This window comes from Winogradskyella sp. ABM4_392 (assembly GCF_056160445.1).
Map to the genome: position 1 here is coordinate 1,244,240 of NZ_JBSWXE010000001.1, position 15,414 is coordinate 1,259,653.

The 15,414-nt window shown below is 32.7% G+C and carries 13 protein-coding genes; 5 read left to right on the top strand and 8 right to left on the bottom strand.

The window, feature by feature from the left end:
• Window positions 1-88 precede the first annotated feature (88 nt).
• On the top strand, window positions 89-2,866 hold the full coding sequence (locus ACXAFS_RS05515) for an outer membrane beta-barrel protein (RefSeq protein WP_475305801.1): 2,778 nt from the start codon (window positions 89-91) through the stop codon (window positions 2,864-2,866).
• Between the two features lie 25 nt (window positions 2,867-2,891).
• Here the strand turns inward: ACXAFS_RS05515 and ACXAFS_RS05520 are convergent, their stop codons facing one another.
• Genes ACXAFS_RS05520 through ACXAFS_RS05550 form a run of 7 tightly spaced genes read right to left on the bottom strand, consistent with a single transcriptional unit; the run spans window position 2,892 to window position 9,948 of the window.
• On the bottom strand, window positions 2,892-4,847 hold the full coding sequence (locus ACXAFS_RS05520) for a hypothetical protein (RefSeq protein WP_475305802.1): 1,956 nt from the start codon (window positions 4,845-4,847) through the stop codon (window positions 2,892-2,894).
• Complete coding sequence (locus tag ACXAFS_RS05525) at window positions 4,844-6,751, bottom strand: DUF3857 domain-containing protein (protein WP_475305803.1); 1,908 nt, start codon at window positions 6,749-6,751, stop codon at window positions 4,844-4,846. Before ACXAFS_RS05525 ends, ACXAFS_RS05520 begins: the two co-directional genes overlap by 4 nt.
• 14 nt (window positions 6,752-6,765) lie before the next feature.
• Complete coding sequence (locus ACXAFS_RS05530) at window positions 6,766-7,599, bottom strand: TPM domain-containing protein (protein ID WP_475305804.1); 834 nt, start codon at window positions 7,597-7,599, stop codon at window positions 6,766-6,768.
• On the bottom strand, window positions 7,599-8,036 hold the full coding sequence (locus tag ACXAFS_RS05535; protein WP_475305805.1) for a TPM domain-containing protein: 438 nt from the start codon (window positions 8,034-8,036) through the stop codon (window positions 7,599-7,601). Before ACXAFS_RS05535 ends, ACXAFS_RS05530 begins: the two co-directional genes overlap by 1 nt.
• A 12-nt stretch (window positions 8,037-8,048) precedes the next feature.
• Window positions 8,049-8,633, bottom strand: coding sequence for a LemA family protein (locus ACXAFS_RS05540; RefSeq protein WP_475305806.1), 585 nt, complete (start codon window positions 8,631-8,633; stop codon window positions 8,049-8,051).
• 12 nt (window positions 8,634-8,645) lie between these two features.
• On the bottom strand, window positions 8,646-8,975 hold the full coding sequence (locus ACXAFS_RS05545) for a MerR family transcriptional regulator (RefSeq protein WP_076617367.1): 330 nt from the start codon (window positions 8,973-8,975) through the stop codon (window positions 8,646-8,648).
• A gap of 1 nt (window position 8,976) precedes the next feature.
• A complete protein-coding gene (locus ACXAFS_RS05550; protein ID WP_475305807.1) occupies window positions 8,977-9,948 on the bottom strand; it encodes a M23 family metallopeptidase in 972 nt (323 codons plus the stop codon).
• A 128-nt stretch (window positions 9,949-10,076) separates the two neighbouring features.
• Here ACXAFS_RS05550 and alaS point away from each other — a divergent pair, with 128 nt between their 5' ends.
• The 3 genes from alaS to ACXAFS_RS05565 are packed head-to-tail and all read left to right on the top strand — an operon-like array spanning window position 10,077 to window position 14,211.
• The gene (gene alaS, locus ACXAFS_RS05555) at window positions 10,077-12,689 is read left to right on the top strand and encodes an alanine--tRNA ligase (protein WP_475305808.1); all 2,613 of its coding nucleotides are present in this window, start codon (window positions 10,077-10,079) and stop codon (window positions 12,687-12,689) included.
• Window positions 12,690-12,695: 6 nt separating this feature from the next.
• Window positions 12,696-13,211: a hypothetical protein gene (locus ACXAFS_RS05560; RefSeq protein WP_475305809.1), complete on the top strand. Its 516-nt coding sequence runs from the start codon at window positions 12,696-12,698 to the stop codon at window positions 13,209-13,211.
• Between the two features lie 46 nt (window positions 13,212-13,257).
• The gene (locus ACXAFS_RS05565) at window positions 13,258-14,211 is read left to right on the top strand and encodes a GSCFA domain-containing protein (RefSeq protein WP_475305810.1); all 954 of its coding nucleotides are present in this window, start codon (window positions 13,258-13,260) and stop codon (window positions 14,209-14,211) included.
• Window positions 14,212-14,214: 3 nt separating this feature from the next.
• Here the strand turns inward: ACXAFS_RS05565 and ACXAFS_RS05570 are convergent, their stop codons facing one another.
• Window positions 14,215-14,628: a HEAT repeat domain-containing protein gene (locus tag ACXAFS_RS05570; RefSeq protein WP_475305811.1), complete on the bottom strand. Its 414-nt coding sequence runs from the start codon at window positions 14,626-14,628 to the stop codon at window positions 14,215-14,217.
• 239 nt (window positions 14,629-14,867) lie between these two features.
• On the opposite strand from ACXAFS_RS05570, the gene ACXAFS_RS05575 reads away from it, so the two are divergent.
• Window positions 14,868-15,404, top strand: a complete 537-nt coding sequence (locus ACXAFS_RS05575; RefSeq protein WP_475305812.1) for a DUF6252 domain-containing protein — start codon at window positions 14,868-14,870, stop codon at window positions 15,402-15,404.
• The last annotated feature ends 10 nt before the right edge of the window (window positions 15,405-15,414 follow it).

The window sequence follows — 15,414 nt, forward strand, 5'->3', positions numbered from 1 at the left end:
TTTTATTATTCTTTTAAGAAAATTCATACGATTTATTCTTTAATTGCGTTAAAGCATTAGCTATTACATTAACCATCAATCATTCTCTATGAAAAAACTAACACTAGTTTTTGCATTAATCTTTACATGTTTTATTTTCTCTCAAGAAAAAACTTTTGAAATCACAGGTACACTCATCGCCGAAGACTCTAATCTACCAATAGAATCTGCAACTATTTACTTAGAACGAATTAAGGACAGTAGCGTTGTTACTTATACCATTTCAGATAAAAATGGTTTTTTTAAAGTAGAAGGAAGAACTTTTGATGATCAACTTAACTTCTTTGCCTCTTATGTAGGTTATGGTACTTATATAAAGAAAATAGATATTGATAAGGAGAAAATAGACTTAAAAACCATTTCTATGCAGTTAGATAATCAACTCAAAGAAGTACTGATAAAGTCTACTGCTCCGATAACCATAAAAAAGGATACTCTAGAATTTAATGTAAAGTCTTTTAAAACAAAGAAAGATGCTACAGTAGAAGACCTTTTAAAAAAATTACCAGGAGTAGAAGTAGATGAAGAAGGTAAGATAACAGTCAATGGTAAAGAAGTGAATAAGATTTTGGTTAATGGAAAACCGTTTTTTGGTGATGATCCAACTATTACTACAAAAAATTTAACTAAAGATATTGTCGAAAAAATTCAAATTGTAGATACTAAGACCAAATCTGAAGCATTCTCTGGTGAAGCCGGAAATAGCGAGAATAAAACCATTAACCTTACCATAAAAGAAGAAAACAATAAAGGTGTTTTTGGTCGTGTTGCTGCTGGTGCAGGAACGGATGAGCGTTACGAGTACGCAGGTATGGTCAATTTTTTTGATAATGATAGACGACTGAGTGTACTTTCTGGAGGAAACAATATAAACTCACCAGGATTTAGTTTTGGGGAATTAAATAAAATGTTTGGAGGCGCAAGCAGCATTTATATAAATAGCAATGGTTCATTTAGTTTTGATGGTCGGTCTTTTGGTGGAGGGCAAGGTATTACAACCTCTAGAAGTACAGGGTTAAATTATGCAGATGTTATTGGTGAAACAGTAGATGTTTCTGCAGATTATTTTAATTCTGCTAGTAATTCTGAGAATGAAACCTTAACAGAGCGTGAGACAATTTTAGCAGACTCAAGGTTTTTTACAAATACAAGATCCAAGTCAAATAATGATACAGATAGTCATTCGGCAAATCTCGAATTTGAAATAGAAACAGATTCTACATTTCAACTTAATATAGAGCCTTCGTTTGGATATTCTAAATCCAGAACTTTTTTTAATAGTAATGACGAAACCTTAGATGAAGACTTTGTACTTACAAATCAATCTTCGGTTAATTCTGATGTAGAACGCTATGCTCGCGAATTTTCAGCAGATATATCAGCAACAAAACGATTTGGGAGTAAAGGTGCGTTTATAAGGGCAGAAATAGGAACAGAAGTAAGTAGGCAAGAAAGTGACGATTTTCTCAATTCGGTAGCAGAAATTTTTGGTACAAATCCTGAAACTATCATTAGGGATCAGTTTACAGATGGTATAAATGATAGTTATGGTTTTTCGACAGAATTAACCTATAGGTTACCAATTATTGCAAAAAAGTTTTTTCTAAATTTTGAATACGAGTATTCAAGAGATAAAGAGAATAACCGACAAAGCACCTTTGATTACAATGAGGTTTCGCAAGGGTTTGATGATTTTAATACTGCCTTAAGTACCGATTTTGAATATACAGATTCAAGAAGTATACCTAGAATTGGTGCGACCTACAGAGGTGAAAAATTCTATTCAAGATTAGACATAGGTTATAATATTCGTACCCTAGAAAATAACGATTTATTGCGTCCTCAATTTAATGTAGAGCGTCAATTCAAAAATATACAAGCGAGTTATAGAGTAAACTATAGATTTAGCCCTAAGGCATCTATTTATGGTAGTTATTGGCTTAGAAACAATCCGCCAGCTTTAAGACAGCTGCAGGCATTTACAGATGTATCTAATCCTCTAAGTGTTGTAATTGGTAATCCTAACTTAGAGCCTTCAAACAGACATAGTTTTTATGCAGGTTATAATGGGTTCGATTGGCAAAAACGAACAGGATTTTATGCCAATATAAATGCCAATTTTACAAATAATCAGGTGGTTTCTAAAACGGTTATAGATCCTGAGACTTTAGTAAGAACAACAACTTACGAGAATGTTGATGGTAATTCTAATTTTGGAGTGTCTGCAACATATAGTAAAGAAATAAAATTAGATACTTTAAAGTCTGTAAAGTTCAACTTTAGGACACGTTACGACAGAAGTAAAAACATCAACTTTAATAATGATGTACAATATGCAAGTAAGGTAAATACAATTACTCCTAGATTAGGTGTGGATTTTATTTGGAATAAGGTGATGGAAATAAAGCCATATTACGAGATAAATATCTCTAACAATTCTTATGATATTGATGCTTTTGAAGATAGAAACTTTACGCGCCATAACGCAGGATTAAGAACAGCAACATTTTTACCCAAAAAGTTTGAATGGGAAAACGATATTAGATTTAATTATAATCCAGATGTTGCTGAAGGCTTTCAAAAAAGTGCCTGGTTTTGGAACTCATCCTTAACCTATAGCATTCTTAAAGATAAAGGCTTGATTTCTTTAAAGGTGTATGATTTACTTAATCAAAACACTAATGCAAGACGTGTGGCAACACAAGATTATATACAAGATTCGCAAAGTACAGTCTTACGACAATACTTTATGCTAGGTTTTAGTTATAAGTTTAATAGCTTAGGCTCAAAAGGTGAAACTAGTGATGACGATTTCTTTTTCTTCTAATAACTATTTCAATCGAAATGAATATTTATATTTTTTCTAATTGAATATAAGATTGTTCAGCTTTTATTATTTGATTATAAAATTCCTTCAAATAAGCATATTCAGCAGCAGAGAATGTTTTTTTCATTATATAGAGCCTTGATGTAATCATTATTGAGTTATCTGACTCAGATATATTTAACATAAAGTTTCCGCCACTGTTTGGCAAAGCAATACCTTTTTTTTCTGGTAGATTGGTCACGGTATATGTGTCTGGCGGAATATTGATTTTTACTGTGTAGAGATATGTTCTAGGATATCCATAATCTACATCATATGTGCGCTCGTTTAACTTAAATGGGTTTTTTGAGATTTTATTAAAGAAAAATGGGTTAATTCTTATAGTTCTAGAATTATCATAACTATGATCTAAGGTAATAGTGAATTTTTGCTCTAATGGCTTTTCTAATTCTTGTTCATTACTTGTCTCAAAATCATCTACTAAGATATTTGGATTTTTTGTTTCAAAATCATCTAAGTACTCATCGTCTGACATGCTGTTTAATTTTTTTCTTTCATCTAATGCATGGTAACCACTTTGAGTTATTCTCAATTCCCCTTCAAGTTCATTTAACTCATTAAAATCTAGTTCAGATTGTACACTTATAATAGATGATGACTTTGTTTTAATTGGCTCCCAATACCCTCCATTCTCAAAATCTAAGACTCTGCCATCGCCATTTAAACATTTAAACGGTATCTGCCCAAAAGCTAATTTTTTGTCTGTAGCATCTAAAAAATAAGAATTATCGCCTATGACTGCTTTTATAGTGATGTAATTAAAATCTTTTGTAATTGGGTAAAGTTTGGTTGGTAACCCATTGTTTCTTGTAGAAGATGCAACCAGATAGTTTTCTATTCCTGCAGCATTTAAACTATTATGTAAAACAAGATTTATAGCATCTACGCTTCCTGTACCTTCTTCAAAAGTGTTTTTTACTTTAAGCTTTCCTTGAGTCCAGTATTTGCCATTCCAAAACATTTTATTTTGAACATATTTATAGATTGCTTTAGCCTTGTCAAGTTCACTTTCAATACTTAATATCTCTTCTGGTAAGTTCTTTTTAAAGAAATTTTCTTTTGAGGTTTGGTTATCTAAAAAAAGGCGTTTTAATGTTTTATCTGCATCTTCCCAAGTCTTAGTATACTTTTTTACAGCACCATAGACATCTGTATATGATAATTGATCTAGAATAAGGCGAGACAAATAGTTCTTTTTGCTCAACATGTAATCTTCTTCCTTAAATGCTGGTATGTTCTCCATCCCAAAAGTATAATTGATACAGCTACCACTACTCATACCCGGAACATGTATGCAGTCTTCAGTACTGCTAATGTCTTTTTTATCTAATGGCTTGCTCCCAACCAAACGAATATTGTATTTATAGTTACCCAAAATGGCAGCAGTATAGTCACTCTTTAATTTAGGGATGTCACTCTGAAAGTACCAATCATCAAAGCCTGAGTAAGGACTTAGGACACTGTATACATATTCTATAACACATCCTTCTTTTAGGTTAGGCAAAGTAAACTTTGTTTCATTCCAATATTCGGTCTCTTTAGTTGTAAAAACGGCATCTTCTTTTAACCAGGTTTTATTTATGGTTTCACCTTTTAAATTATAAGTTACAGCCTTTACTGCTAAAACAGTTTCTTTATTATAAAATGAAACACTAATGTTTGCTTTATCATAAGCCTCTTTGTTGAAGATTTTGATTCTGTAATAATAATCCGTTCTAAATTTGTAGTCATGATCTTCGTCTATGTAAACATTTGCGTGTTCATACAAAACTAAGGCGTCGGCAAGAGTATCTTGGTCGTAGAATTTCATTTCTAATTCTTCTTTATCGATTTTGCCAATAGTTGTAGATTTATGTTTTTGTGCAAATACTGTTGATTGTAATAATAGAAATATTATTACCGAAACATATGGTTTTATCATTGATGCGATTTTTTTAGAATAAGTCTTAGGTTTCCTTGTTTAGCAATTTGTTTTCTAAATAACCTGTATTCTTTATATTTTTCTTTAGGGTAGTGTCCTTCATTAATATTAGTTGTTATTTTACAGGAAATTTGGTTTTTATCAATTTTTTTGAAAATTCTAGTATACTTGCCAAAAGATGTTTTAATTTCTATTGGTTCAGGTAATAAACCAGTTTCATAACCTTCTGGAATTTGGATAGTATAATTATCTTCGTCTCTATAGCCATTTTTTACAATAAAGGGTAATTGCCTATTCCTTTGTCTTTTGGGTATATAATTATTCTTGTTAAAAAAATTTACCGAAAAAATATAGTCTTCGCCATTTTTAGTAGCATAGTCTCTAGCTTGTAAGCTTAGTTTTTCGGTTAGTTGAACATTATCTCTATTGTTTATAATTTCTGAAGTGATGATATCTAAATTATTAATATAACTCCAGGTTTTTGTTTTGTAATGCTCATAAAGGTCCTCTTCATTTAGGCTTGAAAGATGGTATTTGTTTCCATATTGAATTCCTGTAGAAATACGTTCTAAATCAGCTTTTAAACCACCTTCTTCGTTAAGTGTTATTTGAGCATTAATAACTTGTAAATTCGTTTCGTTTTTATAAGAAGATGTTCTTTTGATTTCACCTCCGTTAGGTGTAATTACCAACACATCTCTATCATCAGTAAAATTGCTTAAAAAGCCAAACGGTAGGGTTTGACTAGTGCATTCTAGCCAGATATCATTACCTTCATTTGGAATGTTAAGTATGGCATGATTTCCTTGGATGGAAGAAAAATTAGAATCTATATTGCGTTTTTGTCCTGCATAGACAATCGTATAATATGAAGGAATACCAACAGCCTCTAAAAGTGCTTTCATGTAAATAGTTAGTCCTTTGCAGTCACCATAGGCAAGTCTATCAACTTCAGATGCATTGACAGGTTGCCAACCTCCAATGCCAATTTGCACACTTATGTAGCGTGTTTTATTTTGCATATAAGTGTACAGGATTTTTGCCTTTTCCATGTTGCTTTTAGCTCCGATAACAAGATTCTTAGCTCTGGTTATTGTTGCTTCATCGAGCTTTGTTTTTCCAGCAAGGAGCATATTATTCATCCATTGACCAAAACTTTTCCAGTCATTTGCTTTTCCTTTTACACCTCTTAAGGTAAAGGTTTCTAATGATACCGAAAGACTTGGTAAAATATTAAAATAAAAGTCACTATCGCTTTCATACTTAATGGCTTTTTGATTTTTTAAGGTGTAATTAATATCATCAGTTTCTTTCTTTTCAATGTTGAAGTTTTCGAAATTTATCCCTTTACTTCTTATTTTTAAATTATTAGGATTATAAATATTATAACTACTATTTTGTACAGCAACATTGTAGGAGTTAATAGGATACCATGTTGGAATTAAAGCGGTGGAAGCCGTTTTGTATTCATATTCAAAAATTGCGGTATATGGATAGGTATTGGGAGTGTAATCTACATATGTTATTCTATCGTCATTGTATAAAGAAAAACCGTCAGCAGCATTAATGTCTATAAACTTTGATTTTGATATTTTTTCAATTTCATTACCATAAACATCAAATATTTTCAATGAAATATCATTAATTTTTGTGTCATCACCATAATACAAATATGTATCCAAGACATCATCACCATTTTGATTTAAAACAGTGATTGTTTGTTGCTTATTTACAATCATCTTATCAACGGCCAATATTGTTATACTGGTAGTGTTTTGTCTAATGATTGCATTAGCATTTTCCTTCAATTCACTAGGTATGGTTAGAGCACTATTTAGGAATTCTTGAGAGTGAGTAGTCTGGAAGAATAACGTAAGAAAACAAAGTAGATTTAGTAATTTCATCAAGATTTTTTAAGTTACCAACCACCGGAGGCACCACCTCCGCCTCCCATTCCACCTCCGAAGCCTCCACTAAATCCACCACCACCAAAGCTTCCTCCAGATGAAGAACCGCCGAAAATACCTCCACCAGATGACCCTCTGGAATAACTTCCACGTCCCATATTACTTAGTATAATAGCTTCAAGAATACTTCTAGCATCATCATCGTTTCTATTTCCTCTGTTGCCACCTCGTCCACCACCACGTGTTTTAGAAATAGCTATAATGAAAATTATAAAAAAGATAAGTAATACAAAAAAGAAGGCAATTGGAAAATCTGAAGAATTATTTTTTCTAGTGCTCTGATATTCACCGTTCATTACCTCAAAAATAGCATCTGCTGCTCTATTGAGACCACCATAATAATCATTGCGTTTAAAGTAAGGGATGATGTCTCTATCGATTATTCGTTTACTCAAAGCATCTGTTAATAAATGCTCAACACCATAACCTGTATTAATACCAATTTTTCGATCGTCTTTAGCTAATAAAATTAGTATCCCATTATCTTTGCCTTTCTGTCCAATTCCCCATTTTGTCAACCATTCAGCACCTAGGTAATTAATATATTCTCCTTTTGTAGAACTGATCGTAGCAATTACAATTTGTGTTGAGGTGGTATCCGAATAACGTATGAGTTTCTCTTCTAAACTATTTTTTTGTGATGGACTTAGTAAACCAATCTCGTCATAAACGCTTGTTTGAAGTTTAGGAATAGGAGGTATTTCATACTGTGCCAAGGCAATAGAAGAGCTTACTAATAGAAGTAATACGATAAATTTCTTCAATATGTGTTTTAGCTTTGGCATTATCCTTTAGAAATTGAATTATCTAATTCGTTATGATCTCCATGTTTCCAAGGAAAATGTAAAGCAAGTGCTTTACCAGCTTCAATAATTCCGTCTATAAGTCCTTGTTTAAAATTGCCATTTTTAAATTGAAAAACAATCTTATCTCTAGTAGAATCCCAAAAATCCTTACCAACAATATCATTAATACCTTTATCACCATAAATAACAAAAGCTTCATTGTCTACTGCCACATATATGAGCACACCATTCTGTTCCTTTGTGTTGTCCATCTTTAGATAATGAAAAATTTCCAAGGCATGTTCGTAGATATCCATGTTGCACTTTTGTTCTATGTGTACACGAATTTCACCAGAAGTTTCACGTTCTGCAATACGAATAGCTTCAATGATCTCCTGTTCTTCATGTTGTGTTAGGAAATCCTCAATGTGTGGCATAGTCTGTAGTGATTAAAAGTTGAATTCTACATCTACAGGTTTTTCTGCTCCATCCTCAGATTCGAAATAGGCCTTTTTATCGAATCCTGCGATTTTAGCAATTAAGCTTTTAGGAAAAGTTCTGATGTAACTATTATAAGGTTTAACAGCTTTGTTAAAGCGAGTTCTTGCAACATCAATTCTGTTTTCAGTACCTTCTAATTGACTCTGTAGTTCTACGAAGTTTTGATTAGCTTTTAAATCAGGATAACGTTCAACAGTAACTAATAAACTTTTTAAAGCACCTGAAAGTCCACCTTGAACCTTATTAAATTCTGCTAATTGTTCTGGTGTGATATTATTTGGGTCAATATTTATTGAGGTAGCTTTTGCTCTGGCTTCAATAACATCAGTTAAGGTACTTTTTTCAAAATCTGCAGCTCCTTGTACAGTTTTTACTAAATTACCTATTAAGTCATTACGCCTTTGATAGCTACTTTCGACATCTGCCCAAGCTTTACCAACGTTTTCGTCTAATTCTACAGCATTATTATTTACACCAATTCCCCAAAATAAAATAACTGCGATTAGTACTAGAGGGATTAACCATTTTTTCATAATTGATAAGTTTTAAAGTTGTGTTTTTATTTTGATAAGCTGTGCTTTTATGCTTTCTAGCTTTTCAATAATTTCAAATTTTTCTAGCGATTGCTTCTTTTCTTCTTTTAGATGAATTTTAGCTCCTTCAAGCGTAAAGCCTCTTTCTTTAACAAGATGGTAAATAAATTTAAGATTTTTTATATCCTCAGGAGTAAACTTTCTATTGCCTTTAGCATTTTTTTTTGGCTTAATAATGTCAAATTCCTTTTCCCAAAACCGAATTAAAGAGGCATTCACTTTAAAAGCTTTAGCCACTTCACCAATACCGTAATAGCGTTTTTCTGGTAAATCTATATGCATATTAATCGAGGGATTGGTTTTCTAGAGAGGCTTTTCTCAACAATTCATTAAACTCAGAAGCAGACAAGTTGCCATAGTAGAAGTTAATAGGATTAATACGCTCACCATCTTTAAATACTTCGTAATGCAAATGTGGTGCTTCAGAACGACCTGTACTTCCAACATAACCGATAAGGTCTCCACGTTTTACGCGTTGGTTAACACGTACATTATATTTGTACAAATGTGCATACAAGGATATGTAACCATAACCATGGTCTATACGAATGTGTTTGCCATAGCCAGATGCAGAATTATCTGCTCGTTTTACGATACCATTTCCTGTTGCATAGATAGGTGTTCCCCTTGGTGCTGTAAAATCCATTCCAAAATGAAACTTTCTGGCTTTTGTAAAAGGGTCGGTTCTATAACCATAACCTGAAGCCATACGAGTAAGGTTTTCATTTCTTACAGGTTGTATAGCTGGTATAGCTTCTAAAAATTTTTCTTTGTCTTCAGCTAATTTTGCAATTTCATCTAATGATTTAGATTGTACAACAATAGCTTTTTCTAATATATCTAGGCGTTTGTTACTCTCTGCTATCAGTTGAGAGTTGTCATAGCCTTCAAATTTTTTATAACGGTTTACACCACCAAATCCAGCGCGTCGTTGTTCTTCAGGAATAGGATTGGCTTCAAAATATAATCTGTAGATGGCATTATCGCGTTCTTCAACATTTTCTAGTGCTGCAATAGCATCATCCATACGTTTGTTCAATAATTCATATTGAATTTGCATGTTTTGAAGCTCTCGGGCCAACTGGCGCTCCTTAGGAGATTCAATATATTGGCCTGCAATAAAGACAAATAAAAAAGCAAAAAGTGCAGAAGCTACTAAAAAGACCAAAGCGTACTTAAATGTTGTGCGTTTTTTCCGCTTTATCTTACGATAAGAAAGCGTCTCAGCATCATAATAATATTTTACCTTAGCCATGTTCTAATTTATACTATTTTTGCAGCAATAATGCACATTAAATGTTCTGCAAACTTTGCGAACTTTCAAATATAAAGATTGTTTTGCAATTGTGGTAATATTAACGAAACAAGCTATAATTTCAGTATATGACGTCTCAAGAAATTCGTTCTAAGTTTTTAAGTTTTTTTGAAGGTAAAAAACACCTTGTAGTGCCATCTGCACCAATGGTCTTAAAAAATGATCCTACCTTAATGTTTGTAAATTCTGGTATGGCACCTTTTAAAGAATTTTTTCTTGGTAATAGTGAACCAAAAAATAACAGAATTGCAGATACTCAAAAGTGTTTGAGAGTTTCTGGTAAGCATAATGACTTAGAAGAAGTGGGTTACGATACGTATCATCACACGCTTTTTGAAATGCTTGGTAACTGGAGTTTTGGCGACTACTTTAAGAAAGAAGCCATTGCTTGGGCTTGGGAGTTACTGACCGAAGTTTATGGTATAGATAAAGATATTTTATACGTTACCGTTTTTGAAGGTAGCGATGATAGCGATAACTTAAAAATGGATCAAGAGGCTTACGATATTTGGAAACAATATATTTCTGAAGATCGCATTCTTATGGGAAATAAGAAGGACAATTTTTGGGAAATGGGAGACCAAGGCCCTTGTGGACCATGTAGTGAGATTCACGTAGATATTCGTTCGGCTGAAGAAAAAGCAAAAGTAGATGGTAAGTCTTTGGTAAACATGGATCATCCTCAGGTTGTAGAAATCTGGAATTTGGTATTTATGCAATACAACCGTAAAGCAAATGGATCTCTAGAAGTATTGCCAAACAAGCATATTGATACAGGTATGGGCTTTGAGCGTTTGTGTATGGTGCTTCAAGGTGTGCAATCTAATTACGATACAGATGTGTTTACACCAATAATTCGTGAGATTGAAACCATTACAAATAAGGATTATGGTAAAGATGAAAAAATAGATGTAGCCATTAGAGTTATTTCAGACCACGTAAGAGCTGTAGCATTTTCTATAGCAGATGGTCAGTTACCAAGTAACACAGGTGCAGGTTATGTTATACGTCGAATTTTACGTAGAGCTGTGCGATATGGTTTTACATTTTTAGATAAAAAAGAACCATTTATTTACCGTTTAGTAGATGTGTTGAGCAAAAAAATGGGAACTGCTTTCCCTGAAATTAAAGCTCAAAAACAATTGATTGAAAACGTAATTAAGGAAGAAGAAGCGTCTTTCTTAAGAACATTAGAGCAAGGTCTTATTTTGTTAAATGGTATTGTTGAGGAAACAAAAGGAGATACTGTTTCGGGTGAAAAGGCTTTTGAGCTTTACGATACTTACGGTTTTCCTATAGATTTAACAGCTTTAATTTTATCTGAGAAAAATTTAAAATTAGATGAAAAAGGATTTGAAGAACAACTTCAGATTCAAAAAAATCGTTCGCGTAAAGCAAGTGAAACTTCTACTGAAGATTGGACGATTTTAGTTGATGATGCAGAGCAAGAATTTATCGGTTATGACGCTCTTGAAGCAAATGTAAAAATTACACGCTACAGAAAAGTCACTTCAAAAAAAGGAGGAGACATGTATCAGTTGGTGTTTAATCTCACTCCATTCTATGCAGAAGGTGGTGGACAAGTTGGTGATAAAGGGTATTTGAAAGATAACCATGGTGATACAGTTTATATTGTAGATACTAAGAAAGAGAATAACGTCATTATTCACTTTGCTAAAAATTTACCAGACGATCTTAACGATACGTTTAAAGCTGTTGTAGACCAAAAACAACGTTTTAGAACCGAGTGTAACCACACAGCAACACACTTGTTGCACCAAGCATTACGTGAAGTGTTAGGAACACATGTAGAGCAAAAAGGGTCTGCAGTACATTCTAAATATTTACGATTTGATTTTTCTCATTTTTCTAAACTAACAGTTGAAGAATTAAGAGACGTAGAAAACTTCGTAAATGCACGTATCGACGGAAAACTACCATTAGAGGAGCAAAGAAATGTACCAATGGATCAAGCGATTTCTGATGGTGCCATGGCTTTATTTGGTGAAAAATATGGTGACACAGTTCGTACTGTGAGATTTGGACAATCCATAGAGCTTTGTGGTGGTACACATGTAAAGAATACGGGAGATATTTGGCATTTTAAAATTGTATCTGAAGGTGCAGTTGCAGCCGGAATTCGTCGTATAGAAGCAATAACTTATGATGCTGTAAAAGACTTTTATTTTGAAAATAACAGAGCGTATTTTGAAATGAAAGATCTATTAAACAATGCTCAAGAACCTGTAAAAGCACTTCAAAATTTACTGGACGAAAATGCGAGTTTAAAAAAGCAGATAGAACAACTATTAAAGGATAAAGCTAAGAACTTAAAAGGCGATCTTAAAAATGAAATCACAGAGCTTAATGGTATAAATTTCATTGCCAAAAAAGTAGATTTAGATGCTTCTGGAATTAAAGATTTGTGTTTTGAGTTAGGTGGTGAGGTTGATAACCTTTTTGCTTTATTCGGAGCAGATAATAATGGTAAGGCGTTATTGTCTTGCTATATTTCTAAAAATCTGGTTGCTGAAAAAGACTTAAACGCTGGTCAGATTGTTAGAGAATTAGGTAAGCACATTCAAGGAGGAGGCGGAGGTCAGCCTTTCTTTGCAACTGCAGGTGGTAAAAATCCAGCAGGTATTCAAAAAGCTCTAGATTCTGCAAAAGATTATATTTAATAAAGTATGCAATTAAAAATTATATTATTCTTAGGGTTTTTGTGTCCTACTATTTTATTGGGTCAACAATTTCCTAGCCCACCTTCAAGAAGTCAAATAAATAATCAGATGATGCAACAGCATAATATGATGCAACAACAGCAACAGATGATGATGCGTATGATGAGAAGTATTCAAACAGATGAGCAAAAATTAGAAAATGCTGAAAATAAAAATAAAAGTTTAAGAAATAAGATTACTAACTTGGAAAATAAGCTGTCTGAATTGAAAAAAGAATTAGAGGATTTTGATACTTCTAAAAACCTTTCAGGAAAGAAGCATAAAAAAGTTAAGAATAAACTAAGTAAAGCTATTTCAAAGATTGAAAATAAGCTGCAAAAAAGTAATTATAAGCTTAATGCTTCAAACACAAAAATTGAAGAATTAAAACTTAAGATTAAAAAGAATAAAATAGCGTTAGAAGAAAAAAAGAAAGCAAAAGAAGAAGCAGAACAAAAGAAAAAAGAAGAAGGGAATAACTAACTTTATTACTAATACCCTTTGCGTCTTTGCGCTTTAGCGAGAAATAATGAAGCTTCAAACCAACATAAAACTACAAAAACAACCACATCATCAAATAGATTATACGTCTAAATTGATGTTGTTAGGCTCATGTTTTTCTGAGAATATTGGTAGTAAGCTTGCGTATCATAAGTTTCAATCAGAGGTAAATCCATTCGGTATTTTATTTCACCCTTCAGCTATAGAAAATTTAATTACTAGAAGTATAAACGAAGATTTCTACAGTGAAGAAGAGCTTGTACTTCAGAATGAAATTTATAGCTGTTTCGATGCACATTCTAAATTAAATGCGCTTTCTAAATCCCAATTACTTGAGAGTTTAAACGCGCAATTAAACGAAACATTACATCAGGTTAAATCTGCATCGCACATAATAATTACACACGGTACAGCTTGGGTTTATAGACATATTGCAACTGATAAAATTGTTGCTAATTGCCATAAAATACCTCAAAAACAGTTTCTAAAAGAGTTGTTGTCTGTTGAAGATATTATTGTTTCATTAGAATCTATAATTGCTTTAGTACGAAGTGTAAATCCTAAAGTAAATTTCATTTTCACGGTATCTCCAGTAAGACATCTCAAAGATGGTTTTGTAGAAAACAATAGAAGCAAGGCTCATTTATTGTCAGCAATTCATCAGGTTGTAGAACCAAGAAAGCAGCTGTTTTACTTCCCATCGTATGAGATTATGATGGACGAATTGAGAGACTACAGATTCTACAATCAAGATATGATTCACCCAAATGATTTGGCCATAGACTATATTTGGGAAACGTTTAAAACCGTTTGGTTAGCGGAAGATGCCGTAGAAATCTCAGAAAAGATAGCTAGTATTCAAACTAAGAAAGCGCATCGTCCGTTTAATCCAAATTCTGAAGCACATCAAAAATTTCTTGCCAATCTTCAATTAGAGATAGGGCAGATTCAGAAAGAACTTCCTCACGTTAAATTCGATTAAATATTACCGAATAGGTCGTTTCAATCTTTCCTTTACCATTTCAAAAGACTTTTTGCTTGCACGTTCCCAACGATAAATGTTATGCTTTTTTGTTTTTGCGTTGTTTTGTTTTTCCTCTTTTTCTCGAAGTCTTTTAAGCCAATCAAAACGTTTTCTTACAATTGATTTAATCAGTTCGTCGCTGTCTTGTAAATGTTCTAATATGTTTAGGGCAGCAATAGAAACGTTTTTAATTTTATCATCAATAGCAATTAATAATACAGGAATGGAAGAAGGTTGACCAACAAACTCTAAAGCTTCAGCAGCTAGCTGCCTTGTTTTATAGTTGCCGTGGGTTAATGCATATTCAAGTTTGATTACAGAGTTTGTGTCAATCCAATAGTTGATAACATTCTCAGAAGGTTCTGAAAGTTTCATTTTTAATAACCAATATGAAAATTGATAAAACATAACTAACCATTTGGTTAATTATTGGTAGTAGATTTTTGAGTTTTGTTACATGAAAATCATCCAATATTGGGTTAATAAGTCTTATTTAGATATGTTAAATTCCTAAAAATCAGCATATTGTATAAATATACGCAATTCATCGTATGTTTTGCCATCATCTTATTGTTGAGATTTGCCTCAGTATTAACCAATAAATTAAATCAACAATGAGAACTTTAAAAAACTTTATGTTATTAGTATTTACCCTATCTGTAGCGACATTTACATCGTGTAGCAGTGATGACGATGGTGGAAGTGGTGGTAATGCTCCATCAGGAACTTTAGTCGCAAAAGTAGATGGTACAAGTTACGAATCTTGGGAAATTTCCTCTTCTGCAACAATTGCAAACAACGGCCAAAACCTAATTATTATAGCTTCTAATAGTGATGGAAATGCGTTTTCTTTTACAGTTTGGGGTTATGATGGAGTAGGTACTTACGATTTAGATGGCTCTAATATTAATAATGTAAATGTTGCTTCTTACACAGAAACAGACGTAGACCTTAATAATCCGCAAAATTCAACTACAGAAATTTGGCAAGCACCTTACGATAACTCTATGGTAGGGTCATTAAGTGTTTCTGAAGAAACGGATGATAAATTAATAGGAACATTTGAATTTACTTGTAAAAATGTGAATGGAGATCAGTCTTTAAAAACAATCACAGATGGTTCATTTAACTTAAACAAGCAAGTACAATAATTGATTGACT

Coding starts and splice junctions, on each gene's coding strand:
- ACXAFS_RS05515 (WP_475305801.1), top strand. CDS start 89: ATGAAAAAACTAACACTAGTTTTTGCATTAATCTTTACATGTTTTATT.
- ACXAFS_RS05520 (WP_475305802.1), bottom strand. CDS start 4,847: ATGATAAAACCATATGTTTCGGTAATAATATTTCTATTATTACAATCA.
- ACXAFS_RS05525 (WP_475305803.1), bottom strand. CDS start 6,751: ATGAAATTACTAAATCTACTTTGTTTTCTTACGTTATTCTTCCAGACT.
- ACXAFS_RS05530 (WP_475305804.1), bottom strand. CDS start 7,599: ATGCCAAAGCTAAAACACATATTGAAGAAATTTATCGTATTACTTCTA.
- ACXAFS_RS05535 (WP_475305805.1), bottom strand. CDS start 8,036: ATGCCACACATTGAGGATTTCCTAACACAACATGAAGAACAGGAGATC.
- ACXAFS_RS05540 (WP_475305806.1), bottom strand. CDS start 8,633: ATGAAAAAATGGTTAATCCCTCTAGTACTAATCGCAGTTATTTTATTT.
- ACXAFS_RS05545 (WP_076617367.1), bottom strand. CDS start 8,975: ATGCATATAGATTTACCAGAAAAACGCTATTACGGTATTGGTGAAGTG.
- ACXAFS_RS05550 (WP_475305807.1), bottom strand. CDS start 9,948: ATGGCTAAGGTAAAATATTATTATGATGCTGAGACGCTTTCTTATCGT.
- alaS (WP_475305808.1), top strand. CDS start 10,077: ATGACGTCTCAAGAAATTCGTTCTAAGTTTTTAAGTTTTTTTGAAGGT.
- ACXAFS_RS05560 (WP_475305809.1), top strand. CDS start 12,696: ATGCAATTAAAAATTATATTATTCTTAGGGTTTTTGTGTCCTACTATT.
- ACXAFS_RS05565 (WP_475305810.1), top strand. CDS start 13,258: ATGAAGCTTCAAACCAACATAAAACTACAAAAACAACCACATCATCAA.
- ACXAFS_RS05570 (WP_475305811.1), bottom strand. CDS start 14,628: ATGAAACTTTCAGAACCTTCTGAGAATGTTATCAACTATTGGATTGAC.
- ACXAFS_RS05575 (WP_475305812.1), top strand. CDS start 14,868: ATGAGAACTTTAAAAAACTTTATGTTATTAGTATTTACCCTATCTGTA.